Here is a 25,000-nt window from a genome sequence, read left to right on the forward strand (position 1 = left end):
AATCGTTTGACAAATGAAATGGCATATTGAATAATAGGGGAGATTCAGTTCCCGAAGGGGGAGGAAATAGTTTGGCTGACACGCTTGTTATCGTTGAGTCTCCAGCGAAAGCAAAAACAATCGGAAAATATTTGGGAAGCAAATACACTGTAAAAGCGTCTATGGGCCATGTGAGAGACCTCCCAAAGAGCCAGATGGCCGTTGATGTAACGAACAATTATGAGCCAAAATACATAACGATTCGCGGAAAGGGTGACGTCCTGAAATCACTGAAGGACACGGCGAAAAAAGTGAAAAAGATATACCTTGCCGCCGACCCTGATCGCGAAGGGGAGGCTATTGCCTGGCACCTTGCGCAGTACCTCGGATTAGATACATCTCAGCCGATCCGTGTGGTGTTTAACGAGATTACCAAGGATGCGGTCCGCGATGCGTTTAAGCACCCTCGCAGGATTAACATGGATCTGGTCAACGCGCAGCAAGCGAGGAGGATTCTCGATCGACTGGTCGGTTACAACATCAGCCCGCTGCTGTGGAAAAAAGTACGCAAGGGACTTAGCGCAGGACGGGTTCAATCGGTTACGGTAAAGATGATTATCGACCGGGAGAACGAAATCAAGCAATTTGTCCCGGAAGAGTACTGGACGATTACCGGACAACTCATCGCAGAAGGACAGACAGTGGAGGCTCGTTTTCACGGTTTTGGCGAAGAGAAGGTGGAGATTCGCTCTAAGGATGAGGTGGATGAGATCCTGAAGCGAATTGAGGGACATCCCTTCGTCGTCAAGAAAGTGACCAAGCGGGAGCGGAGGAGAAACCCGGCACCGCCTTTCATCACCAGTTCCTTGCAGCAGGAAGCAGCCCGTAAGCTAAACTTCCGAACAGCGAAAACAATGATGATCGCCCAACAGCTTTATGAAGGGATCGATCTTGGCAAGGAAGGCACAGTAGGTTTAATCACCTATATGCGTACCGACTCGACGCGTGTTTCGGCCACAGCCCAGACGGAAGCAAAAGCGTACATCGAGGAGAAGTTTGGCTCTGAATACGCGCTGAAGGAAGCGCGGACGCATGGCAAGAGTGAGACGGCCCAGGACGCCCATGAGGCCATTCGCCCCACCTCGGTTCTGCGGACTCCTGATGAGATGAAAGCGCATCTTTCCCGTGATCAGCTGCGGCTGTATCGGCTCATTTGGGAGCGTTTCCTGGCCAGTCAGATGGCAGCGGCCGTCCTGGACACGATGTCGGTAGACATTGAGGTCAACGACGTGATTTTCCGTGCTAGCGGCTCCAAAGTGAAGTTTCAGGGCTTCATGAAGGTGTATGTGGAGGGGACCGATGACGGAGGAAAAGAGGAGAACACGTTCCTGCCGCCTCTCGAAGAGGGACAAACGCTGCAACAACAAAACATCGAACCCAATCAACACTTTACGCAGCCGCCTCCGCGATATACAGAAGCGCGGCTGGTAAAGACCCTGGAGGAAAACGGGATTGGCCGACCTTCAACCTATGCGCCTACCCTGGACACGATACAAAAACGGGGCTACGTGGCGTTGGAGGATAAGCGGTTTGTGCCGACCGAGCTGGGGGAGATCGTGCACTCCCTGATGCAGGAATTCTTTCCTGAGATCCTCGATGTCGAGTTTACCTCACAGATGGAGTCTGACCTCGACAAGATCGAGGAGGGCATGGCGGATTGGGTCAAGGTGATTGACGAGTTTTATGAAGACTTCGAACCTCGCCTGAAGGCTGCCGAAGAACAGATGGAAGAAGTGGAAATCAAAGACGAAGTATCTGATGAAGTCTGCGATCTGTGCGGACGTCAGATGGTATACAAGATCGGGAGGTTTGGAAAGTTCCTCGCGTGCTCGGGATTTCCGGAATGTCGCAATACCAAACCGATCATCAAATCGACAGGGGTCACCTGCCCAACCTGCAAGACGGGTGAGATTATTGAGCGAAAGAGCAAAAAGAGCCGACTCTTTTACGGATGCAGCAATTATCCTGAATGCGAGTTTGTCTCTTGGGATAAACCGATTGCGCGCAACTGCCCCAAGTGCACAGCCATGCTCGTGGAAAAAAAGCGGAAAAAGCAGGGAGTACAAGTTGTTTGTACGCAGTGTGACTACCGAGAAGAAACAGATGCCTAAACGTGGATGGAATGGAAAGTGGAGGGTTGCATCATGTCTCAACCATACGTGACAGTCGTCGGTGCCGGGCTTGCGGGCAGTGAAGCGGCTTGGCAAATCGCTCAGGCCGGCATCCAAGTGAAGCTGTTCGAGATGCGGCCGCTCAAGCAAACGCCGGCACACCATACGGACAAGTTCGCCGAATTGGTCTGCAGCAACTCGCTGCGAGCCAATTCATTGACCAATGCTGTCGGCGTGCTGAAAGAAGAGATGCGGCGAATGGATTCGGTGATTATCCGTGCTGCCGACAATTGTGCGGTACCTGCCGGAGGAGCGCTGGCTGTCGATCGACATGAGTTTGCCGATCACGTTACGCAAGCGGTTCGCCAGCACCCGCTGATTGAAGTGCAGACCGGGGAAATAACCGAGATTCCGGAGGGGGTTGTGGTGATCGCTACCGGTCCGCTTACTTCTCCAGCCCTCTCAGAGCAGTTGAAGCGCTTGACCGGGGAAGAGTATCTCTACTTTTATGATGCTGCAGCTCCTATCATCGAGAAAGATTCCATCGATATGGAGAAAGTGTTTGTCGCGTCTCGCTACGACAAGGGGGAAGCGGCGTATCTCAACTGTCCGATGAACGAGGAAGAATTTTATCGTTTTTACGAAGCGCTGATCACGGCAGAGGCAGCCCCGCTAAAGGAGTTTGAGCAAGAGATATACTTTGAGGGGTGCATGCCGATCGAAGTGATGGCCAAGCGGGGACGTCAAACGATGCTGTTCGGACCGCTCAAACCGGTCGGACTGGTTGATCCGCGCACAGGAAGGCAGCCATTTGCCGTGGTTCAACTGCGTCAGGACAACAGCGCTGCCACGCTGTACAATATGGTTGGGTTTCAGACTCATCTCAAGTGGCCGGAACAAAAACGGGTCTTCTCGCTGATCCCCGGTCTGGAGAACTGCGAGATCGTCCGCTATGGTGTAATGCACCGGAATACCTTTATCAATTCCCCTAAACTGCTGCATCCCACCTATCAGTACAAGCAGCGAGACACCCTCTTTTTTGCTGGACAGATGACAGGAGTAGAGGGCTACGTGGAGTCAGCCGCTTCCGGACTGCTAGCCGGTCGAAACGCGGCGCGTCTCACAAAAGGAGAAGAGCTATTGGTGCTTCCGCCAGAGACGATGTTGGGGAGCATGGCACATTACATCACGACGACGGATCCGGCTCACTTCCAGCCGATGAACGCCAACTTTGGCCTGGTGCCTCCTCTGCCCAAAAGGATTCGCAACAAAAAAGAGCGTAATGAACAATTGGCTCAACGGGCATTGGACACTATTCAGAATTTTACACAAAATAGACACAATTTCAGTTGATCCTCACTTTTTTCCTGTGGTACGATATAGATGCCTTTGGGGAGAGTGCTGTGAGATGGACAAAATAGCTGATGTTTCTGCAGAACTGACCGCTTTTACAACCTATTTGAAGGTGGAAAAGAACGCGTCTCCTCACACTGTAAAAGAGTATGTTGCCGATATCACGGAATTTGCCGCCTTTATGGAACAGCACCAAATCACTGGGTTGGATGCTGTTTCTTATTTCCAAGGGCGCTCTTTTCTTGCCCACCTCGTCAAAAAGGGCCTGTCTCGGCGTAGTATTGCCCGAAAACTCTCCAGCCTTCGCAGTTTTTACCGCTATTTGATGCGGGAAGAGCGAATCGCACAAAACCCGTTTCAGATGGTGACAACACCGAAGCTGGAAAAAAAATTGCCGACCTTTCTCTATCCGCAGGAAATCCAGATGCTCTTTGAACTGCTTGACGCGACGACTCCCCTAGGACAACGAGATCGCGTCATTTTTGAGTTGTTGTACGGAAGCGGTGTTCGCGTCTCGGAATTGGTGACGATCCGTACTGACGCGATTGATCTGTCAAACGGGATTGTGCTCGTATTGGGAAAGGGAGCAAAAGAACGCTATGTGCCCATTGGCAGTTATGCAATGGAGGCAATTCGGCAATACATAAAACAGGGAAGAGCACACTTGTTGGCTGGCAGGCCGGATAGTGGTACGCTGCTGCTTAATTATCGAGGCGAGCCGCTGTCAGCACGAAGTGTCCGCCGCGTTGTGGACAAATACGTACAAGGTGCCGCCGTGCGTCTTGACGTTTCTCCGCATACGTTCCGCCATACGTTCGCAACCCATATGTTAAATGCGGGGGCAGATTTGCGGACAGTACAGGAACTGCTCGGTCATGTCAACATCTCGACAACGCAAATCTACACGCATGTAACGAAAGAACGGCTGCGGCACGTATACGATGCTGCCCATCCGCGAGCGGAAAGAGGAGGGAAATCCTGATGGAACAGTTCCATGCCACCACTATTTTTGCCGTTCACCATCAAGGGGAGGCTGCGATGGCGGGCGACGGTCAGGTCACGTTTGGGAACAGCATGGTGATGAAGCACGGTGCCAAAAAAGTGAGACGCCTCTACCGTGGAGAAGTGATTGCGGGATTCGCCGGTTCGGTAGCTGATGCGATTACGCTGTTTGAAAAGTTTGAAGGAAAGTTGGAAGAGTTTCACGGAAATCTGCAGCGAGCTGCGGTAGAATTGACCCAAGAATGGCGATCGGATAAAGTACTGCGCCGCCTTGAAGCGATGATGATTGTGATGAATCGGATTCATCTGCTGCTTCTCTCCGGCAACGGAGAGGTGATCGAGCCAGATGACGGCATTCTGGCCATCGGATCAGGGGGCAGCTTTGCGTTGGCTGCGGGCAGAGCGTTGAAGAAACACGCCTCTCATCTGTCTGCGAGGGAGATCGCTGAAGCAGCGCTGCTAACGGCAGCGGAAATCTGTGTGTTTACCAACTCCAATCTTGTCGTTGAAGAGATGAAACGTGAATAGGGAGGAATCGCGTTGTTAAAACTGGAGGAATTGACTCCCAGGAAGATCGTTGACCATCTAGACAAGTACATTGTCGGGCAGTCTCAGGCGAAGCGCGCGATCGCTATTGCGCTGCGCAACCGCTATCGGCGCAGCCTGCTGTCAGAGGGCATCATCGAGGAAGTGGTTCCGAAAAATATTTTGATGATCGGCCCTACTGGTGTAGGAAAGACAGAAATTGCGAGAAGGATCGCCAAGCTGACAGGGGCTCCTTTTATCAAGGTGGAGGCAACTAAGTTTACGGAAGTAGGCTACGTGGGCCGCGATGTTGAATCGATGGTGCGAGACCTGGTAGAAACAGCGATTCGCATGGTGAAGAGTGAGAAAATGGAGTCGGTCAAAGAAAGGGCAGAAAAGCTGGCTGACGAAGCGATCGTCAATATCCTTGTCCCTTCACGCAAACAGCAGCAGCACGGATTTAAAAATCCGTTCGAAATGTTGTTTTCCAACCAGCAGCAAAGCCAGCCTCCTCAGCAGGATACAGAGGAGGCAGCGATTCAGCAGCAGCGCAGACAGGTTGCCTTCCAGTTGGCTAGCGGTCAGTTGGAAGATCAAGTGATAGAAATCGAAGTGGAAGATCAAGCTCCGTCCATGTTTGATCTTTTCCAGGTCCCAGGCGCGGAGCAAATGGGTATGCAGATGCAGGACATGTTGGGCAATCTGCTGCCTAAGCGAACCAAAAAACGGAAGCTGAAAATTAGCGATGCGCGCAAGGTTTTGATACAGCAGGAAGCACAAAAATTGGTCGATATGGATGAAGTGATTCAGGAATCGGTTTATCGTGCGGAACAACAGGGTATTATCTTTATCGACGAGATTGATAAAATTGCTGGAAAGGATGGTCGTGGACCCGATGTGTCGCGCGAAGGTGTACAGCGCGACATCCTGCCGATTGTGGAAGGATCGACGGTGATGACGAAATACGGGCCAGTCAAGACAGATTATATCCTGTTTATTGCTGCCGGCGCATTTCACATCGCTAAGCCGTCCGATCTGATTCCGGAACTGCAGGGACGTTTCCCGATTCGCGTGGAACTGACCAGTTTGGAGGAAGAAGATTTTATCCGTATTCTGACTGAGCCAAAAAATGCATTAATCAAGCAGTATGTTGCTTTGTTGGAGACGGAAGGTATTAGAATAGAATTTTCAGATGATGCTATTAGAGAAATTGCGAAGCTGGCAACAGAAGTGAACCAGTCGACTGACAATATCGGGGCGAGACGACTGCATACATTGCTGGAGAAGCTGTTGGAAGACCTGTCTTTTGAAGCTCCGGACATTCATTTGGAAACAGTGAACATCACGCCAGAATATGTACGAGAGAAACTGGTCGGCATCGTTTCGAACCGCGATCTCAGTCAGTATATTTTGTAGATGAACGATAGAAAACGTCAGGAGGAATTGAAGATGGATTTGTTATCGAAAACCAGGAGAATTAACCGTATGCTGCAAAAATCGGCAGGGCATGCGGTTAACTTTAATGAAATGGCAGAGGTATTGAGTGACGTGATTGACGCCAATATCTTTGTCGTCAGTCGAAAGGGTAAGATGCTGGGGTATGCGATCGCACAAGAGATTGACAATGAACGCATTCGACAGATGTTGGAAGAACGTCGTTTTCCGGAGGAGTATAGCCAAAACCTGCTGAAAGTGGAAGAGACCTCGGCCAACCTCGACATCGACAGTCCGTATACGGCTTTTCCAGTCGAAATGAAAGAAGTGTTTTCATCCGGGTTGACTACGATTGTTCCGATTATGGGAGGCGGTGACCGCCTGGGCACGCTGATTCTTGCCCGTGTCAACAATCACTTTGTCGATGACGACCTGATTCTTGCAGAGGTAGGGGCCACTGTTGTAGGAATGGAGATTCTGCGGGAACGCTCTGAAGCGATTGAAGAAGAAGCACGCAGCAAAGCGGTTGTACAGATGGCGATTGGCTCCCTCTCTTATAGCGAATTGGAAGCGGTCGAACACATTTTTGAAGAGTTGGACGGGAAAGAAGGGTTGCTGGTCGCCTCCAAGATTGCCGACAGAGTGGGCATCACCCGTTCTGTGATCGTCAACGCACTGCGCAAACTGGAGAGCGCCGGTGTCATTGAATCCCGTTCCTTGGGGATGAAAGGGACATTTATCAAGGTACTGAATGAAAAACTGCTGCCCGAATTGGAGAAGTTGAAAACCTCCTAAGCGTCTAGGGCTCCAAAAAGGAGAAAAGGCTGCCGTTCAATTGGCGGCCTTTTTTATTTTGTGGATATATGTCGAAATGCGTTTGGGAGAGTATTATGGCGCCTCTATTGCAATAGGAACATAGGCACAGTCTCTTGCGGTAGATGCGCACGCATAAGGGCGTTTGATAGAGCGTAAGTCCCGTTTGTAAGATAGGTCTTTTTTCGTAAAAATTATTTTGCTATGATTATACGTGTTCTGATGTCGATTTAGCAGGAATAATTGCGAGTTTTGAAGAAGTTGTTAGGTGCCATAACGAAAATAGCCTACATTCTAGAAAAAATGTCGAATGTTGCAAAATTTAGCAAGTAAAACAGGTTTAAAAGAAAAAAGGATGGGGTATTCAAACAGAATGTAAACCAATTATGTAAAAAACAGGGGAGGGAGCCGGATTGATTCAAACAGACCACCTGCGGTTGCTGGAGCGTTCTTTGGATGTCAGCACGTTGAGGCAGCGCGTTATCGCGAATAATATCGCCAACGTGGACACTCCGCACTTCAAAAGCAAGCGAGTCGCGTTCGAAGAGATGCTTCGACAAGAAATGGGGCAGACAACCAGTCAACTCCGTGCGTATCGGACGGATCAACGTCATCTATCGTTCGGCCCAATTGGTTCCATTCCCGAGCCGCGCATTACGTCTAATCCGAATGCGATGGTGCAGCATAATGAAAACGATGTTGACCTGGAGTATGAAATGAACCGAATGGCCGAAAATCAAATCTGGTACAACGGATTGGTCCAACTGACAGGCGGTTATTTCACCAAGTTGAGCAGTGTGATTAACGGAGGAGGGAAGTGATTGTAGATGAGCTTGTTTAGAGGGATGGATACAAGTGCATCGGCACTTACCGCTAACCGTTTGCGGCTGGACACGATCGCAGCCAACATTGCCAACGCCAATTCGACTCGCGCCCAGTTGGTTGATGGAGTATGGCAGCCGTATCGGCGAAAGATCGTTGAGATTGCTCCCAAGACGAACCAGACCTTTGATCATTTGCTCGGGGCTGCAATCGGGATGGTTTCGGGTGCCAAGCCGGAGCAAGGTGTTCGTGTGCAGGCGATTCGTGAGGACAACACGCCGTTTAAACGGGTGTACCATCCGGAGCATCCAGATGCTGATCAGGCAGGATACGTGCTGATGCCAAATGTAGACATCATGAAAGAAATGGTGGACATGATTTCGGCGTCCCGTTCCTATGAAGCGAATGTAACTGCATTAAATGCTTCGAAGAGTATGATGATGAAGGCATTGGAAATTAACGGGAGATAAGGAGCGAAATAGCTGATGCAAATCAATCCTCTCAGCAAAATAGCAACACAGCCGCCATCTGTTGCAGGCAAGGCTACACCAGCGGAAGTGGCTCAGTCGTTTTCCGATTATTTGTCCAATGCAATGGGACAAGTGAATCAAGCTCAGCTGGGGGCTCAGGAACTGACGAAACAATACGCTGCCGGCCAAGTGGATGACATACACCAAGTAATGATTGCCGGACAGAAAGCATCCGTTATGCTTCAGCTAACCATGCAAGTGCGCAACAAGGTGATCGAATCCTATCAGGAAATTATGCGGATGCCACTCTAATGATCATTGCTGTAACCGCTCGGTGGGGTGAAACATGAACGAACGTCTAGCATTATACAGAGAACGAATAAAAGCAAAGTGGAGCGAACTAGGAAGCCGACAAAAATGGTTAATTGGTTTTACGGCCCTGTTTCTTCTGATATCGCTGGCCTTATACATATTTTTCGCATCTCAGCCAGTATACGTGTCGCTTTACGATCAGCGCTTAAGTGAACAGGAAATCGGAATCATCAAGCAAGAACTGGACAGCAACCAGATCCCGTATCGGGTTACCGGTGGCGGGACACGGATCGAGGTTCCGCAGGTAATGGCTCAGGATATCATTGTTGATCTTGCCGCACAGGGCATCCCCAGTGAAGCGGGAATCAGCGCAGAAATATTCTCCAGCACCGGCAGCTTTGGGATTACGGACCGACAGTTTGATGTGCTCAAGAAAGATGCATTGCAGCAGGAGCTTAGGAAAATGCTGGAGCGCGTCAATGGTGTTCGCACGGCCCAGGTCATGATTACATTACCGGAGGAAAACCTGTTTGTTACAGAGACACCGGAAGAGGCGACCGCTTCTGTGATCGTCGATGTGGAGCCGGGTACGCGGCTCAATCAAGGGCAGATCAAGGCTCTTCACTATCTGGTATCCCGCTCGGTGGAGAACCTCCCGATTGAAAACATCACCATTACCGATCAGTACTCCAATCTGCTGGAGATAAATGAAACCGACGGAAGCTCCGGCTCGATGCCCCTCTATGAGCAGCAGGAAAAAATCAGGTCAGATTACGAGAGAAAAATACAGCAAGACTTGTACAACCTGCTTGGCACCATCATGGGGCGTGACAAGGTGATTGTCCACGCTGCCGTCAAGATGAATTTCGCCAAGGAGAACCGGGTGGAGAACCTGGTGGAACCGGTTGATCAGGAAAACAACGAAGGCATCATCATCAGTGCTGAACAACTATCCAAGACCTTTAGCGGACAAGGTGCACCTCCCGGAGGTGTGGCCGGTACCGGCGAAAACGGCGTCCCCGGTTACCCAGGAGGAGATCAACAGGGCAGCACCAGCGAGTACGAAGAATTAAGCGAACGGGTAAACCGGGAAGTAAACCGAATCACCCGCAATATCACCGAAAGTCCTTATCAGGTAGAAGATATCTCGATCAACATCGGTGTTGAACCGCCAGCAGGCGGTCAACTTGACCCGCAAACGGTGGAGAACATCAGGCAGATCCTGCGCAATGTCGTCTTTGTTACACTTAGCGACCGGAATCGGGAACTAACCCAGGCCGAACTGGATCAACGCATCTCCGTATTCGAACGCCAGTTTGACGGAAAAGTTGCAATCGAGCAGCAGTCCGCGTTGAATCCGTATATCCTGTATGGTGTAGGTGCGCTTGCGCTGTTGGCCATTGCGGCTGTTGCTTATCTCGTCATCCGCCGACGCCGTCAAGCGAACCAAGAAGAAGAGCTTCCGGATTTGCCTGCGCCTGAGCCCTCGGAAATACCCGATCTTGAATACAGCGAGGACAGTGACGGCGTAGTGGTTCGCAAGCAATTAGAGAAGTTGGCCAGAAGCAAACCGGAAGAATTCGTTACACTGCTTCGCACTTGGCTAGCTGAAGAGTAGGGAGTGAATACAGATGGTTCGCGCCGCCAAGGAATTGTCAGGCAGACAAAAGGCTGCGATTCTTCTGATTTCGCTTGGCCCGGAAGTATCAGCGCAAGTATTTAAGCACTTACGGGAAGACGAAATCGAACAGCTAACGCTTGAGATTGCCAATGTCAGAAAAGTGGCAGGAGACGAAAAAGAGAAAGTACTGCAAGAGTTTCACCAGATCGCCGTCGCACAGGAAGTGATTTCACAAGGCGGGATAACCTACGCCAAAGAAATCCTTGAAAAGGCACTCGGAGAGTCGAAAGCAATTGACATTATCAATCGGTTAACTGCCAATCTGCAAGTGCGTCCGTTCGATTTTGCCCGCAAAGCTGATCCAGGGCAAATCCTGAACTTTATTCAAAATGAGCATTCGCAAACCATTGCACTCGTCCTCTCCTATCTCGATGCCAACCAGGCTGCGATGATTTTGTCTGAATTGCCGCAGGAACGCCAGGCCGATGTAGCCAAGCGGGTCGCCCTGATGGACAGCACCTCTCCCGAAGTCATTGCACAGGTGGAGCAGGTGCTGGAACAGAAGCTGTCTGCCACGGTTACACAGGATTATTCGCAAGCTGGCGGCATTGAAGCGATTGTCAATATTCTCAATGGGGTCGACCGCAGCACAGAACGTACCATCCTTGACTCCTTGGAGATTCAGGACCCCGAGTTGGCAGAAGAAATCAAGAAGCGCATGTTCGTTTTCGAAGACATCGCGACATTGGACAATCGTTCTATCCAGCGCGTCATCCGGGACGTGGAAAACGCCGATCTTCAATTGGCGCTCAAGGTGGCCAGCGAAGAAGTTCGCGAGACGGTCTTCCGCAACATGTCAAAACGGATGGCCGAGACATTCAAGGAAGAGATGGAGTTTATGGGACCGGTTCGGCTGCGTGATGTGGAAGAAGCCCAATCGCGTATTGTCGCAACCATTCGCCGCTTAGAGGAGGCTGGTGAGATCATTATCGCCCGCGGCGGAGGTGATGACATCATTGTCTAGAATCTTCAAAGCTTCCCGCTACTCCGCTTCGGATGAGAAGGTTGTCCTCTCTGTGAAACTGCCTCCACCTTCTCAGACGGAACAGATCAGTGAAAGGTTGCAGGAAAAAAAAGAAAAAATACATCCGGAATTGGAAAAAGCCGAGGAAGAGGCACAGGCCGTCCTGCGAGATGCTGAAGAGACGGCTCAAAAGCTGCTGGAAGAGGCCGCCCAGCATGCCGAGGAACTGCGCCAGCAGGCCGAGGAGGAGATCAAGCAGTGGTGGCAGGAGAAACAGCAGGAGTTGCAGGAGTTGGCCGATCAGGTGCGTGAGCAGGCTCATATGGAAGGACTCGCTCAAGGAAGAGAAGTCGGCATGGCTGCCGTGTGGGCGGAGGAAGAACAGCGAGTTCTTGAGGCAAAAGAAGTGCTGGAACGGGCACATGTAAACAAGGAACAGATCATTGCAGAGGCAGAGCCTTTTCTCGTCGCGTTAAGCGTGGAGATTGCCAGAAAGATCATCGGTGAAGAACTACAGCAAGCACCGGAAAAAATTGCTGAGATGGTAAAAGATGTACTGCGTCGCTCACGGGTACACGGACAGATCACGCTCTGTGTCAATCACAAACATTATCAATGGCTGGAGGAACATCGCAGTCAGTTTCTCTCTCTGTTGGATGGACAAGCCGAATTGATCGTCCTTCCAGATTACTCTGTGCGGGATGATGGTTGTGTGATCCGAACGCCGTTTGGAAGTGTCGACGCACGAATTGATACACAGCTCGAGGAGATCAAAGAAGCTTTGCTGTCAATTGCCAAGGGAAGTGAGACGGATGACGACGCTTGACCTGAGCAAATACCGGCAGACCCTGCAGCAGCTTGATCCGGTGCGGGTCAACGGCAAGGTGACCCAGGTGGTAGGACTCACAGTAGAATCACAGGGGCCGGAGGCAAAGTTGGGAGAACTATGTCACATCTTTTCTCAGCACGATCAACACCCGATCGCAGCAGAGGTTGTCGGGTTTCGCGATAACAAGGTACTGCTGATGCCGTTAGGAGAACTGTCAGCCATCGGACCAGGATGTGATGTGGTTGCGACCGGACAGCCCCTTTTGGTGAAAGTGGGTTCTGAAATCCTGGGGCGGGTGCTGGATGGATTGGGACGACCGCTTGATGGCAGTCCACTGCCGTTTGGCTTGAGTTCATATCCGACCAACAACCAGCCGCCCAACCCGATCTCTCGTCCCCGGATAGTCGATCCATTGAGTGTGGGTGTACGAGCGATAGACGGGCTGCTGACGATTGGGAAAGGACAGCGGGTGGGTATCTTTGCGGGTTCTGGTGTAGGCAAAAGTACACTGCTGGGCATGATCGCCCGCAACACGTCTGCCGATATCAACGTCATTGCCTTAATCGGAGAGCGCGGTCGAGAGGTGATGGAGTTTATTCATCGCGATTTGGGGGAAGAAGGACTGAAGAGATCCGTAGTGGTTGTAGCTACCTCTGATCAGCCGGCGATGATCCGGATCAAAGGTGCGATGATTGCCACTTCGATTGCTGAGTATTTCCGTGATCGCGGGCTTAACGTGATGCTGATGATGGACTCGGTTACACGCTTTGCAATGGCGCAGCGGGAGATCGGTTTGGCCATTGGTGAGCCGCCAGCGACACGAGGGTACACCCCATCTGTTTTCGCCCTTTTGCCCAAGCTGCTGGAGAGGGCAGGGACGTCTGCCAAAGGGAGCATAACTGCCTTTTATACCGTACTGGTCGATTCAGACGACATGAATGATCCGATCGCCGATGCTGTGCGCGGCATCCTGGACGGACATATCGTGCTTGACCGGAAAATCGCGCAAAAAGGACATTTCCCGTCGATTGATGTACTGGCTAGTGTCAGTCGTGTCATGAATGAGATTTGTTCAGGAGACCACTTGGAAGCGGCTCGTCAGCTAAAGACACACTTATCGACGTACCGTGAAGCGGAGGACCTGATCAACATCGGTGCGTACAAGCTCGGCAGCAATCGCGAGATCGATGCGGCGATCCGCTATCGAGATGTGATCCGTGATTTCACATCGCAGGGTACTCATGAACCCGCAGAGCTTTCCACTACCATTAATGCACTGATTGCACATTTTGGAGGGACAAGCCCGTGAAGACGTTCACCTTTCATCTTCAAAAGATCCTTGATCTCAAGGAAAAGGAGCGGGAACAGGCAGAATGGGCTTTTGGCAAATCTCTTCAAAAGAAGGCAGAAGAGGAAGCGAAGCTCATCAATTTAACACGTCACCGGGAAGAGGTAAGCCATACGCTTTATGAAATGCAGAATCAGCCTTGCAGCGTCTCTCAGTTGATAGAAGGGAACCGCTATCAACAGGCGGTTGAGCGAGCTATTCAGACGCAGCGGCAAACCTTGTACGGCTGTGAACTGGAGGTTGAAGACCGAAAACAAAAGCTTACCTCTCGCATGCAGGAGAGCAAACTGTGGGAGAAGATGCGCGAGCAGGCGAAGGAACGGTTCGATCATGCCCAGAGACAAATGGAGCAGAAAGAATTGGACGAAATCGGCATCAGCCGATATACCATGCAACAGACCAGCCGGACGAGTAAAGCAGCGGAAAAGGTATCTGCACCGCCGCTTTCCTAATACATAAAGCCCAGTTAAGCCGAGGGGTAAGGAGGTAACTGCGATGGAAGAGGTACAAGAAGAGAGGCCTTATAGCTGGTGGGAGCGATTCTTTTACATCTTCCTGATCCCTGCCTTGTTTGCCAGCATCCTGGGGGGAGTATTGCTTAATTTCTCTGGCTACGATGTTGTCGGCATGATCCAAGAGCAGGGCAACTCCATACCGGTGATTGAAAAAATTATACCAGGTAGCAATGAAGCAGAGGAAGCGCAGCCTCAAACCAATCCGGTCGAGGAGCTTCAGGCCAAACTGCAGCAAAAAGATGAGCAGATTGTGCAGTTGGAAAAAGATCTGGCAGAAAAAGAGGCAACGATCAAAGCGATTGAGGAACGTGAAGCAGAGCTAGAGAAGATGCTGGAAGACAAGCAGGCTGACGAAGCAGAACGTCAGCAGCAGTATCAGGATCTCGCCAAACTGTACACATCGATGTCGTCGAGGAATGCCGCTTCGATTATCGGCAACCTTTCGCTGGAAGAGGCGGTTGCTGTCATGTCCAAGATGAAACCGGATGACCGGGCCGATATTTTGTCCAAGATGGATCCCAAAAAAGCGGCGGATATTTCCGTTTTGTTTAAGGATTCCGTCATTAGCAAGGATGACGATATCGCACTGCTTCAACAGCGCATTAATGCGCTGACCAAAGCATTGAGTGAGACCCGTCCGCAAAGCGCCGTACGACTCGACTCGCTGGTTACTTCATTCTCACAAATGGCACCCAATGATGCTGCTGCGATTCTGATAACGATGATGGGTACCAACCAATCGAATGCCCTCTCTATTTTAGCGGAGATGGCGAACGACAAACGGGCCCAGGTATTGGCGGCCATTTCTGCACAAAACCAGGCAATGGCGGCGAAGATTTCCAGTGCGTTGCTTCGGTAAGTGCAACAAGCGCTTATCGTTACTATAAAAGCAACAAATCTATTTGAATGGAGGTGAAGACATGAATGTAGCCAATGTCATGACGACTGGCGGTACCACTGAGCCGATCCTATCTGGTACAAGGCAGTTGGCCGAGTCAGCGGCACCTTCCTTGAACAACTTGTTTGCTCTTCAGTTGGGAAACATGTTGCAGACGATGGAGACACCGCAGCTGTCAACAGGAGTGGAGGAACTGCAGAGTGGTGAGGCCGAAGAAAGATCCGACTCACTACTCGCTATGCTGGAACAGTTGCTGGCCAACGGTTTGCTGACACCAGAACAGCACGAGCAACTCACATCTTCCCTACAGGCTTCACAAACAGCTAACGGCGGCACAGACGACAGCATAACGCTGCCTGCCATCGGAACCGGTCAGGGGCACCGCCAACTCGTTGCTACGTTCATGCAGCAGGGGCTTGCGGAAGAACAAGCAGTAGCACTGGCCAACTTGCTTGTCGATGGGTCCCATTCAGACAAATCGCCGCAACAAACTGCGCTTCGGCAAAGCGCCGAACAAACCGCCAATTGGTTGAGCAAGCTGTTGAACGCTTCTTCAGCGGATCAACCACAGAAGGTGGTGCAGCCCAACGGAACTAGTCAGGAAGTGGTGTTTCGGGCTGAGGCACCAAAGCGATTTGCCGAGACAGGGGTAAACAGGGAGAACGTCTCCACTGCCAACGTCACCATGGAACCGCTCCGTCTCCACCGGGCGATTGCGAGTTATCAGGCAGAGAGTGGTGTCTACAACCGCCAGCAACGCAACCAGGCGCAGTCGGTGCCGATCCTCGGTCACGCGCAACCAATGGTTGAGGAGAAAGGGAGCATGACCAATGCGCAAGCGATGCAGAACGTGCAGATAACCCAGCCCCAATGGTTCGCGCAGACGCAAGCAGCTCCACAGACCGGCAGCTATCACGTCAACTCCCAACAGTTTACACAACAGGTTGGCCATTTGTTTTTGACACAGATGAAGCTGACGGAAGCGGATGGAGTGACGGAGGCAAAACTGGTGCTCCACCCTCGTTCACTCGGTCAGGTGGACGTGAAGATCACGTCGCACAACGGAGTGATTACCGCTTATTTCACAGCCGATACAGCAAGCGGCAAAGAGATGTTGGACACGCAGATGTCACAGTTGCGCAGCGCATTGATTCAGCAGGGATTGCAGGTAGATCGTTTGGAAGTGACGCATCAGTCATCTCAGCAGCAGGCATTTGATTTCCAACAACAGAAAGAACAGGGACGCCAGCAGCAAAACCAGCAGCCCTCAGGTGAATCCACCACAACAACGGACGAGCAAGTTGAGTTCTCCATAGAAGCACTAACAGATGAATCGGCTTCGCTTGCCGCATTGCGTGATTAGGCGCGCTTGGCTGGAAATCGACAGTATTCCGCTTACGCGTGAAGAAGGGGGAGTACTGGATGGACCATTCATTTCGCGTAGGACACAGTTACTTTCCTGCAAAACCGGCAACTGCCAACAACAAGCAGCCTTCGCCAACTGCCTCAAAGCCGTTTCAACAATGGCTGACGGAGAATCTGCAACGACCGGAGCAGCAGACGGCGACCAGCAAGCTCTCCTTTAGTCAGCATGCACTGAACCGCTTGGAAGAACGGGGAATTACGCTTGCAAAAGCCGATTTGCAGAGACTGGAAGGAGCGGTCGACAAGGCGGCTGCCAAAGGGGCAAAAGAGTCATTGATTCTGATGGATAACGTTGCCTATGTTGTTAGTGTCGTCAATCAAAAAGTGATCACAGCTGTTGATGACATGAGCATGAAAGAGAATGTTTTTACCAATATCGATAGTGCGATTTTGCTGTAATAGCGGGCTGGACCGAACAGGGGGCCCAGCGATTGCCGAACGACTGAGGCAATCGGAAACCATAACGTTTGACAGGGAGGTACATCTACATGCTTCGTTCTTTATACTCAGGGGTTTCTGGAATGCGCGGCTTTCAAACCAAGCTGGATGTGATCGGAAACAATATCGCCAACGTGAACACGGTAGGCTTTAAGAAAAGCCGCGTTATGTTCCAGGACATTTTAAGCCAAAACATGGCTGGGGCAACTGGACCGATCGAAGAAGAGGTCGGTGGTCTTAATCCCAAGCAGATTGGCCTTGGCAGCAGCATTGCTTCGATTGACGTCGTTCACTCGGCGGGCAGCCCAATGACGACTTATCTAACCTCTGACTTGGCCATCGAAGGAGATGGATTTTTCGTCGTCAATCCGGGCGGTGACGTGGAGACCAACTACCTGACTCGCAACGGTTCTTTTACCCGTGATGCCCTCGGACAATTGGTTACCTCACAGGGGATGTTCGTGCTGGATGCAGGAGGGGAGCCGATCACCATTCCCCGTGAGGATTACGTCTCCTATTCGATTGGCAAAAACGGCGTGATCACTGGAACCACTGCTGACGGCGTAACAGAAGAGATTGCGACAATTGGTGTTGTGACAGTGAGCAATCCAGGTGGACTGAAGAAAATTGGCAACTCACTCTACGAAGTGACGGTAAACGCGATAGAGGATGGTGAATACGAAATCGTCACCCCGACAGAGGCAAACTCCGCGATCGTATCCGGTGTTCTGGAGATGTCCAATGTTGACTTGAGCGAAGAGTTTACAGAAATGATCGTCGCACAGCGCGGCTTCCAGGCAAACTCCCGAATCATCACGACATCTGACACGATTCTGGAAGAGTTAATCAACCTCAAGCGATAATCGGGTAATTGATCGCTTAGGCGGCAGATGAATCGGGAAGGGGCGGCCTGCTCCCTTCCCCCATCAGCTGGAAAGGAGCTACCGATGATTCAGCTAACACGTTTCAACGGCAGTCAATTCTACCTCAATGTGACGCATATTGAACTGGTGGAAGCGACTCCTGACACGGTTATCACGTTGGCAAACGGCAAGAAGTACATCGTCAGAGAGTCTGCTGACGAAATAGCCAGACAGGTTCGCTTGTTTTATCGAGACATCTCGATGACTGCTGCGATTCCGCGTCCCAAGGACGAAACTATCGAATAACGGGAGGCGCTTATGCTACAAAACAGGCTGTTTAACATGGCGCTGATTATCATCATCGCAATCACGCTGCTGGGCGTCGTCGCCTTTGTTCTCTGGCAGACATACCTGTCACCGGACAAGGAGGCAGTAGCGGAAGCGAGGGCGCTGACAGCAGATGAATTGGTAGAATACACAATCGATACCGGAGAAATCACAACCAACCTGCTCAGCAACAACTTTATTATCGTTCGCTTTAGCATTACAGCAGACAGCAAGGAAGCGAAAGAAGAGTTGGAAAAGCGCAAACCTCAGGTGAACCAGATCATCATCAAGACCTTGGCCGGCCTAACACCGGACGATATCAAGGGAACGGATGGTTTAAACAAGCTGGAAGCCAAACTGATGAACCAGCTTAGTGAGGTTATGCAGGAAGGTAAGATCGTTCAGGTGATTCTCACCAAGCACGTGTTATCCTGATTGGGTCCGAGGGGCCGGTACATAGCAAAAGGAGGTGACTATCATGGCCGAGGTTCTCTCACAGAATGAGATTGATGCACTATTGGCTGCACTCTCATCAGGAGAGATGGATGCAAATGAGCTGAAGAAAGAAGAAACTGAACGAAAAGTAAAACTGTACGATTTTAAACGTGCTTTACGCTTTTCCAAAGATCAGATTCGCAGTTTGACCCGCATTCATGAAATCTATGCGCGACTTCTAACAACCTACTTTTCAGCTCAACTTCGGACCTTTGTGCAAATCAATGTCGCCTCTGTCGACCAGTTGCCATATGACGAATTTATCCGATCCATACCGAAAATGACCATTCTCAACATTTTTGAGGCTCCTCCTTTGGAAGGACGAATGGTATTGGAGATTAACCCCAATATCGCCTATGCCATGTTGGATCGCCTGCTGGGCGGACAGGGCAGTACCCCCTCTAAGATGGGTGCCCTTACAGAGATTGAATCGATTGTGATGGAACGGGTATTCGCAAAAGCATTGGAAAGTTTCCACGAGGCCTGGAAACAGGTGATTGACTTAGATCCCGTTCTCGAAGTAATGGAGATGAATCCGCAGTTCATGCAAATTGTCTCCCCCAACGAGATCGTCGCCGTTATCTCATTTAGCACCAAGATCGGCGATACGACGGGAATGATCAACTTGTGTTTGCCCCATGTGGTCATCGAACCGATTATGCCCAAACTATCCGGGCAGTACTGGTTTGCCAACCACAAAAAAGTGCGGGATGAAAGTGAGCGTCTGCGGCTAGAAGAGAACTTGAAGGCGGCCAAAGTTCCGGTGATTGCCGAACTGGGCAACGCAACGATAACGGTTGGAGAGTTCCTCAACCTGGCAAAGGGAGACGTCATCCAGCTTGATCAATCAATTGAAAGCAAGCTAAAGATCAAGGTGGGCGAACACGTAAAGTACCGGGGTCAGCCGGGAACGGCAAAAGGCCGGTTGGCGGTCCTGATTGACGAAGTCGTCGAGGAAGGGGAGGATGAGCTTGAGTAGGGATATGCTGTCGCAAGAAGAGATTGACGCTTTGCTTAAGGCAAACAATGTGGACAGCGAGGGCGACGCCACGAGCGAGAATGATGTAGGGAAATATCTGACGGCGTTTGAACAGGACGCTCTTGGGGAAATAGGGAACATTTCCTTCGGCAGTGCGGCAACAGCATTGTCCACCCTGTTAAATCAAAAAGTGGATATTACCACGCCTACGGTCACCGTGATCAACCGCGATGATCTGGACAGCGAGTTTCCGCAACCGCATGTGGCTGTCCATGTGGAGTATACAGACGGTTTTAAAGGAATCAACCTGCTGGTGATTCGCGTGGAAGACGCAGCGATTATTGCGGACTTGATGATGGGAGGGTCGGGCAGGCCGGAATCGACGGAACTATCCGATTTGCACATCAGTGCCGTCCAGGAAGCTATGAACCAGATGATGGGTTCTGCTGCTACATCGATGTCCACTGTTTTTAACAAACTGGTTAACATTTCACCTCCAGGCATCGATGTGATGGACCTGTCTAAAGACCTAGCCGGAGATGACAATTGGGAAGAGGAGACCTTGGTCAAAGTGGCATTCCGCGTAAAGATCGGCGAACACGGTGAATTGATCGATTCTTCGATCATGCAGCTTTTGCCGGTCAGCTTTGCCAAGCAGATGATCAGCATGCTGGTCGGCAGTGAGGAAGAGAGTGGGCAAGATGCAGTGGCAGCAGCGGTGGCTTCACCGGAGGAAGAAGCACCTGCAGCCCATACAGCTCCCGCACCTACTCCGCCTCCGCAGCCACAACCTGCTGCAGCACCGCAACAGCCGCTGCAGCCGCAGTCGGCAGGAGCAGACCCATACAGTCAGCAAGCGCAGATGCAGGGTCCCCCTCCCGGATATCCGCCGTATCCTTACCCACCGCAGTATCAGCAGCCGCCAGCACCGCAACATTTCGGCGGATACGGTACAGCAGGTGGTACCTCGGCAAACGTAAAGCCGGCCGAATTCGCACCGTTTGGCTCAGGTCCGGTCTCGCTGCCCGATGAGCATAACCTGAACCTGCTGCTGGATATTCCTCTCCAGGTAACAGTGGAACTGGGGCGAACCAGAAAACTGATCAAAGAGATCCTCGATTTGTCTGCCGGATCCATAATCCAGCTGGACAAGCTGGCTGGCGAGCCGGTCGATATTCTCGTCAACAACAAATTGATTGCCAAGGGTGAAGTAGTGGTGATCGACGAGAACTTTGGCGTGCGTGTCACCGATATTATCAGCCAATGGGATCGCGTTCAGAAGTTGCAGTAATTACGCAATAAGTAAGGGAGGATACGAACATGTCTCACAAAGTATTGATCGTAGATGACGCAGCTTTCATGAGAATGATGATTAAGGAAATCCTGACCAAAAACGGCTTCACGGTGGTCGGGGAGGCAAGTGATGGGGCTCAAGCTGTGGAGAAGTACAAGGAATTGGAACCAGATCTGGTCACGATGGATATCACCATGCCTGAGATGGATGGGATCACCGCTTTGAAAGAGATTAAAAAAATCGACGGAAACGCACGCATCATCATGTGCTCTGCGATGGGGCAGCAAGCGATGGTTATTGACGCAATCCAGGCAGGAGCGAAAGATTTTATTGTCAAGCCGTTCCAGGCGGATCGCGTGATCGAAGCGATCAAAAAGACATTGGCATAAGCAGATGTTCCACCTCAGAGGAATACAGCTTGGTTTGGTTCTGTGCGCATTGCTGCTGTTCGTGAGCGCGGCGCCCTATGCAGGTCACGCAGCGGGCGAGGAGCAAAACGTTACCGATGCGCTGCAGTCAAATGATCCTGCAACCGAGATCGGGGATAATCAGGATTCTGTCGGTGATCCAATCCCATTGCCCGGTGAAGAGCCGCCAAGCATGTGGATGCTGCTGTTACAGGTAATCTTTTCGCTTGGCCTGGTTATCCTGTTGATTTTTCTCCTGGTGCGATTCCTTGCCAACCGTCAGCTGGGAGGGCTAAACCAGAGCGGTCCGCTAAAGATGGTGGGGACGCTTTCAGTGGGGAATGGCAAAACAGTCAATCTGGTCATGATTGGCGAATCGCTCTATGTTTTGGGCGTCGGACAAGATGTCCACTTATTGCGACACATCGCGCCAGGCGACGAACTGGATGTGATTCTGTCCGAAGCGGAAATGAAAACGACGGTCGGAAACAAGTTTGGTGAATGGCTCTCGCAGCTTCGAGGCCAACGGCGCGAGGAGGACGCGAGGTTTCAACAGGACGCAGAAGGATCATTTGAGGAACTGCTGCGGAAACAGTGGGCAGAAGTGAACCACCCCACACGACAAGGGGAGCAGTGGCTGGAGGATGTTGAGCAAAGCAGAGGGGAGAAATCATGAACAACAAGATGTGGCCGATCTTGCTTCTGCTTGTTGGAATGGGGGTGCTTTTGATCCCCGTAGATACAGTTTGGGCAGCCGAAGAGTTGATACCGACGATTGACATTCAGGTCGGCGGGGGCGAGGAGAGTCCCGACGGTACAGCTACGACGCTCCAAATCCTGTTGCTTCTCACCGTCCTATCAGTGGCTCCGGCAATCTTGCTGCTGATGACGTGCTTTACTCGGATCGTAGTGGTACTTTCTTTTGTCCGCAATGCGCTTGCCACGCAGCAGATGCCGCCGAATCAGGTCCTGATCGCACTAGCGATGTTTATGACTTTCTTCGTGATGGCTCCGACGTTTGCGTCTATAAACGAAACGGCACTGCAGCCCTTCCTGGCGGGAGAGATCAATCAACAGCAGGCGTTAGATGCTGCCGTGATCCCACTCAAGGAATTTATGGCCAAGCATACCCGTGAAAAAGACCTCCGTCTCTTTCTGGAGTACATGCAGGCAGAGCGGCCAGCAACGGTTCAGGATATACCGTTAACCGCACTGGTGCCGGCTTTCGCGATTAGTGAATTAAAAACGGCGTTCCAGATTGGTTTTATGATCTTTGTTCCCTTTCTTGTCATTGATATGATCGTCTCCAGCGTCTTGATGGGGATGGGGATGATGATGCTGCCGCCGGTGATGATTTCGCTGCCATTTAAAATATTACTGTTCATCATGGTTGACGGATGGTACCTGGTGGTTAAATCACTATTGGCAAGCTTTTGAGGAGGACCTCCATGACGCCCGAACTCATTTTGCAAATCGCTCAAAGAGCCATATACACGATTTTGGTCGTCCTGGCACCCACATTGGGAATTGGTCTGCTCGTAGGGCTGGCTGTCAGCATCTTTCAGGCGACGACACAGATTCAGGAGCAGACGCTCGCGTTCATCCCAAAAATTGTTGCCATTCTGGTCGCACTGATGATTTTTGGACCCTGGATGCTGCAGTTGATGGTCGAGTTCACCATGAGTATTTTCGACAACCTGCACCGCTTCGCGAGGTAGGCCATGCAGCAACTGATTTTACAGTACTTCCCTGTCTTCCTCCTGGTGTTTGTGCGAATGACCGCGTTTTTTGTCACGGTGCCTGTGCTCTCGGCGCGCGGCGTCCCCAATCAGGCGAAGGTAGGCTTGTCCTTTCTGGTTGCCTTTATGAGTTTTGCTTACGTACCGCAGACAGCACCGATACCGCTCGACCTCTCATTTGCGCTGTACGCCATCAAGGAGGCGCTGGTCGGGATTGTACTCGGTCTGATCCTGCAAATGATTTTTTATGCGGTACAAGTGGCAGGCGGGCTGATTGACATGCAGAATGGATTTGCACTGGCCAACGTGATCGACCCTCGTACGGGAGCGTATGTTCCGATTACGGGCAACTTTAAAAACATCTTCGCCACGCTTTATTTTTTGAGCATAGATGGTCATCACATTCTGATTCGCGGGATTATTACCAGTTATCAGGCGGTTCCAATCGACATGGGCTGGGTCTCTTTAGGCAGTGAGGCGCTTTTTATGCTGGTCGTGAAGTGCTTTTCCTACATGTTTATGAGCGCGTTTCTCATCGCAGCTCCTATTGCGGTCGCACTTTTCCTGGTAGACCTTTCTCTTGGTATTATCGCCAAATCGGTGCCACAGTTTAATATTTTTGTCGTCGGTTTGCCGATAAAAATTTTCGCTAGTTTCCTGATACTCGTAATTGTCATGCCTGGATTCTTTGTTGTCCTAAGTGAGCTGTTCGAGCGAATGTTCATGGCTATGTCGGAGATGATGACAATACTGGGAGGGCAGAGATGATACGGCTGAAGGAAGAACCCGGGCAAAAAGAGACACATGTTCAGCCAGCGTTTCTGTTTGTAGTTGACTTGCAGTTCTTCGCGGGAGAGAAGACGGAGAAAGCAACTCCGCAAAAAAAGAAGGACGCCCGCAAAAAGGGTCAGGTGGCGAAAAGTTCGGAGTTTGCCCCTGCCTTAAACATCAGTTTGGTCTTCTTGTTCTTGCTGTTAGGTGGTCCCTGGATGCTTGATTCACTGCTTCAGATCATCAGGGAGTCACTCGTCACCTACAGCAGATGGCAGATAAATGAAGAGAATTTGAGTGTCCTAACCTATCAGGTCACGTATGAAGCAGTAAAAGTGGTTGGCCCGATCATGCTGGTGAGTCTGGTTGTAGGCCTGGGAGCAAATTATCTGCAGGTAGGCCCTCTCTTTACACTAGAGCCATTGAAGATGAAGTTGGAGAAGATAGACCCGATCCAAGGGGCCAAACGCATCTTATCGCTCCGCTCGCTCGTTGAATTGTGCAAGGCCATTTTTAAGATCTCCATCGGTCTGTATATCGCTTATCTGATCCTATGGAGCGCTAAGGATGAATTGATACAGCTATCACTTAAATCAATCGATGCGGTCCTTGGGTTTACTGCTTGGGAAGTGTTGAAGCTGGGTGTGTTCATCGGACTCCTGTTGGTGATTCTCGCCGTGTTGGACTACATCTATCAGCGCTACGAATACGAGAAGAACCTGCGCATGTCCAAGCAGGACATTAAGGACGAGTTTAAACGTATGGAAGGTGACCCCCTGATCAAAAGCAAAATCAAGGAGCGGCAGCGCCAGATGGCGATGCGGCGGATGATGCAGGAAATACCAAATGCAGACGTGATTATCACCAACCCCATCCACTTTGCGGTCGCCATACGCTACGATGCCGACACCATGTCTGCTCCTACGGTCATCGCCAAAGGACAGGATTATCTTGCTTTAAAGATCAAGGAGATCGCCAAGAAGCACCGCATCATTACAATGGAAAACAAGCCTCTTGCCAGGGCTCTCTATAGTCAGGTTGATGTTGGGCAGCAGATTCCGGAAGAGCTGTTTAAAGCGGTGGCAGAGATACTGGCATACGTATACAAACTGCAGGGGAAAGTGAAATAGGAGGAAAGGAGGGGAC

The 25,000-nt window shown here is 51.0% G+C and carries 28 protein-coding genes; all 28 read left to right on the forward strand.

The genetic code is table 11. From position 1 onward, the window contains the following. The first annotated feature begins 71 nt into the window (after positions 1-71). Positions 72-2,150 carry a type I DNA topoisomerase gene (topA, locus tag LOK74_RS06350; RefSeq protein WP_230045810.1) on the forward strand — a complete coding sequence of 693 codons (2,079 nt, stop codon included), beginning with the start codon at positions 72-74 and terminating at the stop codon, positions 2,148-2,150. Positions 2,151-2,183: 33 nt separating this feature from the next. Further along, positions 2,184-3,503, forward strand: a complete 1,320-nt coding sequence (trmFO, locus tag LOK74_RS06355; protein ID WP_230045811.1) for an FADH(2)-oxidizing methylenetetrahydrofolate--tRNA-(uracil(54)-C(5))-methyltransferase TrmFO — start codon at positions 2,184-2,186, stop codon at positions 3,501-3,503. Positions 3,504-3,558: 55 nt separating this feature from the next. Then, positions 3,559-4,485, forward strand: coding sequence for a tyrosine recombinase XerC (gene xerC, locus LOK74_RS06360; RefSeq protein WP_230045812.1), 927 nt, complete (start codon positions 3,559-3,561; stop codon positions 4,483-4,485). Beyond that, the gene (hslV, locus tag LOK74_RS06365; protein ID WP_230045813.1) at positions 4,485-5,033 is read left to right on the forward strand and encodes an ATP-dependent protease subunit HslV; all 549 of its coding nucleotides are present in this window, start codon (positions 4,485-4,487) and stop codon (positions 5,031-5,033) included. Before xerC ends, hslV begins: the two co-directional genes overlap by 1 nt. A 12-nt stretch (positions 5,034-5,045) precedes the next feature. After that, entirely contained in the window at positions 5,046-6,446 is a 1,401-nt protein-coding gene (gene hslU / locus LOK74_RS06370) for an ATP-dependent protease ATPase subunit HslU (protein WP_230045814.1), read from the forward strand. Between the two features lie 33 nt (positions 6,447-6,479). After that, positions 6,480-7,259, forward strand: a complete 780-nt coding sequence (codY, locus tag LOK74_RS06375) for a GTP-sensing pleiotropic transcriptional regulator CodY (protein WP_230045815.1) — start codon at positions 6,480-6,482, stop codon at positions 7,257-7,259. Between the two features lie 431 nt (positions 7,260-7,690). Continuing rightward, positions 7,691-8,098, forward strand: a complete 408-nt coding sequence (gene flgB, locus LOK74_RS06380; protein ID WP_230045816.1) for a flagellar basal body rod protein FlgB — start codon at positions 7,691-7,693, stop codon at positions 8,096-8,098. A gap of 6 nt (positions 8,099-8,104) precedes the next feature. Then, entirely contained in the window at positions 8,105-8,569 is a 465-nt protein-coding gene (gene flgC / locus LOK74_RS06385) for a flagellar basal body rod protein FlgC (RefSeq protein ID WP_230045817.1), read from the forward strand. A gap of 15 nt (positions 8,570-8,584) precedes the next feature. Next, a complete protein-coding gene (fliE, locus tag LOK74_RS06390) occupies positions 8,585-8,881 on the forward strand; it encodes a flagellar hook-basal body complex protein FliE (RefSeq protein ID WP_230045818.1) in 297 nt (98 codons plus the stop codon). Positions 8,882-8,915: 34 nt separating this feature from the next. After that, a complete protein-coding gene (fliF, locus tag LOK74_RS06395) occupies positions 8,916-10,499 on the forward strand; it encodes a flagellar basal-body MS-ring/collar protein FliF (RefSeq protein ID WP_230045819.1) in 1,584 nt (527 codons plus the stop codon). A 13-nt stretch (positions 10,500-10,512) separates the two neighbouring features. Further along, the gene (fliG, locus tag LOK74_RS06400; protein ID WP_230045820.1) at positions 10,513-11,526 is read left to right on the forward strand and encodes a flagellar motor switch protein FliG; all 1,014 of its coding nucleotides are present in this window, start codon (positions 10,513-10,515) and stop codon (positions 11,524-11,526) included. Then, the gene (locus tag LOK74_RS06405; protein WP_230045821.1) at positions 11,510-12,352 is read left to right on the forward strand and encodes a FliH/SctL family protein; all 843 of its coding nucleotides are present in this window, start codon (positions 11,510-11,512) and stop codon (positions 12,350-12,352) included. The genes fliG and LOK74_RS06405 overlap by 17 nt, the downstream gene beginning before the upstream one ends. Beyond that, positions 12,339-13,664 carry a flagellar protein export ATPase FliI gene (fliI, locus tag LOK74_RS06410; protein ID WP_230045822.1) on the forward strand — a complete coding sequence of 442 codons (1,326 nt, stop codon included), beginning with the start codon at positions 12,339-12,341 and terminating at the stop codon, positions 13,662-13,664. The genes LOK74_RS06405 and fliI overlap by 14 nt, the downstream gene beginning before the upstream one ends. Beyond that, the gene (gene fliJ / locus LOK74_RS06415; RefSeq protein ID WP_230045823.1) at positions 13,661-14,155 is read left to right on the forward strand and encodes a flagellar export protein FliJ; all 495 of its coding nucleotides are present in this window, start codon (positions 13,661-13,663) and stop codon (positions 14,153-14,155) included. The genes fliI and fliJ overlap by 4 nt, the downstream gene beginning before the upstream one ends. A gap of 43 nt (positions 14,156-14,198) precedes the next feature. Then, complete coding sequence (locus LOK74_RS06420; RefSeq protein WP_230045824.1) at positions 14,199-15,077, forward strand: MotE family protein; 879 nt, start codon at positions 14,199-14,201, stop codon at positions 15,075-15,077. Between the two features lie 61 nt (positions 15,078-15,138). Next, positions 15,139-16,479, forward strand: coding sequence for a flagellar hook-length control protein FliK (locus LOK74_RS06425; RefSeq protein WP_230045825.1), 1,341 nt, complete (start codon positions 15,139-15,141; stop codon positions 16,477-16,479). Positions 16,480-16,538: 59 nt separating this feature from the next. Further along, entirely contained in the window at positions 16,539-16,940 is a 402-nt protein-coding gene (locus LOK74_RS06430) for a TIGR02530 family flagellar biosynthesis protein (RefSeq protein WP_230045826.1), read from the forward strand. A gap of 89 nt (positions 16,941-17,029) precedes the next feature. Then, entirely contained in the window at positions 17,030-17,842 is an 813-nt protein-coding gene (gene flgF, locus LOK74_RS06435; protein ID WP_230045827.1) for a flagellar basal-body rod protein FlgF, read from the forward strand. An 84-nt stretch (positions 17,843-17,926) separates the two neighbouring features. Further along, positions 17,927-18,148 (forward strand): flagellar FlbD family protein, encoded by a 222-nt coding sequence (locus LOK74_RS06440; protein ID WP_230045828.1) that lies wholly within the window; start codon positions 17,927-17,929, stop codon positions 18,146-18,148. Positions 18,149-18,160: 12 nt separating this feature from the next. Beyond that, on the forward strand, positions 18,161-18,604 hold the full coding sequence (locus LOK74_RS06445) for a flagellar basal body-associated FliL family protein (RefSeq protein WP_230045829.1): 444 nt from the start codon (positions 18,161-18,163) through the stop codon (positions 18,602-18,604). 43 nt (positions 18,605-18,647) lie between these two features. Beyond that, the gene (gene fliM / locus LOK74_RS06450; RefSeq protein ID WP_230045830.1) at positions 18,648-19,643 is read left to right on the forward strand and encodes a flagellar motor switch protein FliM; all 996 of its coding nucleotides are present in this window, start codon (positions 18,648-18,650) and stop codon (positions 19,641-19,643) included. Next, positions 19,636-20,934 carry a flagellar motor switch phosphatase FliY gene (gene fliY, locus LOK74_RS06455; protein ID WP_230045831.1) on the forward strand — a complete coding sequence of 433 codons (1,299 nt, stop codon included), beginning with the start codon at positions 19,636-19,638 and terminating at the stop codon, positions 20,932-20,934. The genes fliM and fliY overlap by 8 nt, the downstream gene beginning before the upstream one ends. A gap of 29 nt (positions 20,935-20,963) precedes the next feature. Beyond that, positions 20,964-21,326 (forward strand): chemotaxis protein CheY, encoded by a 363-nt coding sequence (locus tag LOK74_RS06460; RefSeq protein ID WP_230045832.1) that lies wholly within the window; start codon positions 20,964-20,966, stop codon positions 21,324-21,326. A gap of 34 nt (positions 21,327-21,360) precedes the next feature. Next, a complete protein-coding gene (locus tag LOK74_RS06465) occupies positions 21,361-22,020 on the forward strand; it encodes a flagellar biosynthetic protein FliO (protein ID WP_230045833.1) in 660 nt (219 codons plus the stop codon). Continuing rightward, the gene (gene fliP, locus LOK74_RS06470) at positions 22,017-22,781 is read left to right on the forward strand and encodes a flagellar type III secretion system pore protein FliP (protein ID WP_420908728.1); all 765 of its coding nucleotides are present in this window, start codon (positions 22,017-22,019) and stop codon (positions 22,779-22,781) included. The genes LOK74_RS06465 and fliP overlap by 4 nt, the downstream gene beginning before the upstream one ends. Positions 22,782-22,792: 11 nt before the next feature. After that, positions 22,793-23,062, forward strand: coding sequence for a flagellar biosynthesis protein FliQ (gene fliQ / locus LOK74_RS06475; protein WP_230045834.1), 270 nt, complete (start codon positions 22,793-22,795; stop codon positions 23,060-23,062). A 3-nt stretch (positions 23,063-23,065) separates the two neighbouring features. After that, the gene (gene fliR, locus LOK74_RS06480; protein ID WP_230045835.1) at positions 23,066-23,851 is read left to right on the forward strand and encodes a flagellar biosynthetic protein FliR; all 786 of its coding nucleotides are present in this window, start codon (positions 23,066-23,068) and stop codon (positions 23,849-23,851) included. Further along, positions 23,848-24,984 (forward strand): flagellar biosynthesis protein FlhB, encoded by a 1,137-nt coding sequence (gene flhB, locus LOK74_RS06485; RefSeq protein WP_230045836.1) that lies wholly within the window; start codon positions 23,848-23,850, stop codon positions 24,982-24,984. The genes fliR and flhB overlap by 4 nt, the downstream gene beginning before the upstream one ends. The last annotated feature ends 16 nt before the right edge of the window (positions 24,985-25,000 follow it).

It is taken from the genome of Brevibacillus humidisoli (assembly GCF_020923435.1).
Lineage (GTDB): Bacteria > Bacillota > Bacilli > Brevibacillales > Brevibacillaceae > Brevibacillus_E > Brevibacillus_E humidisoli.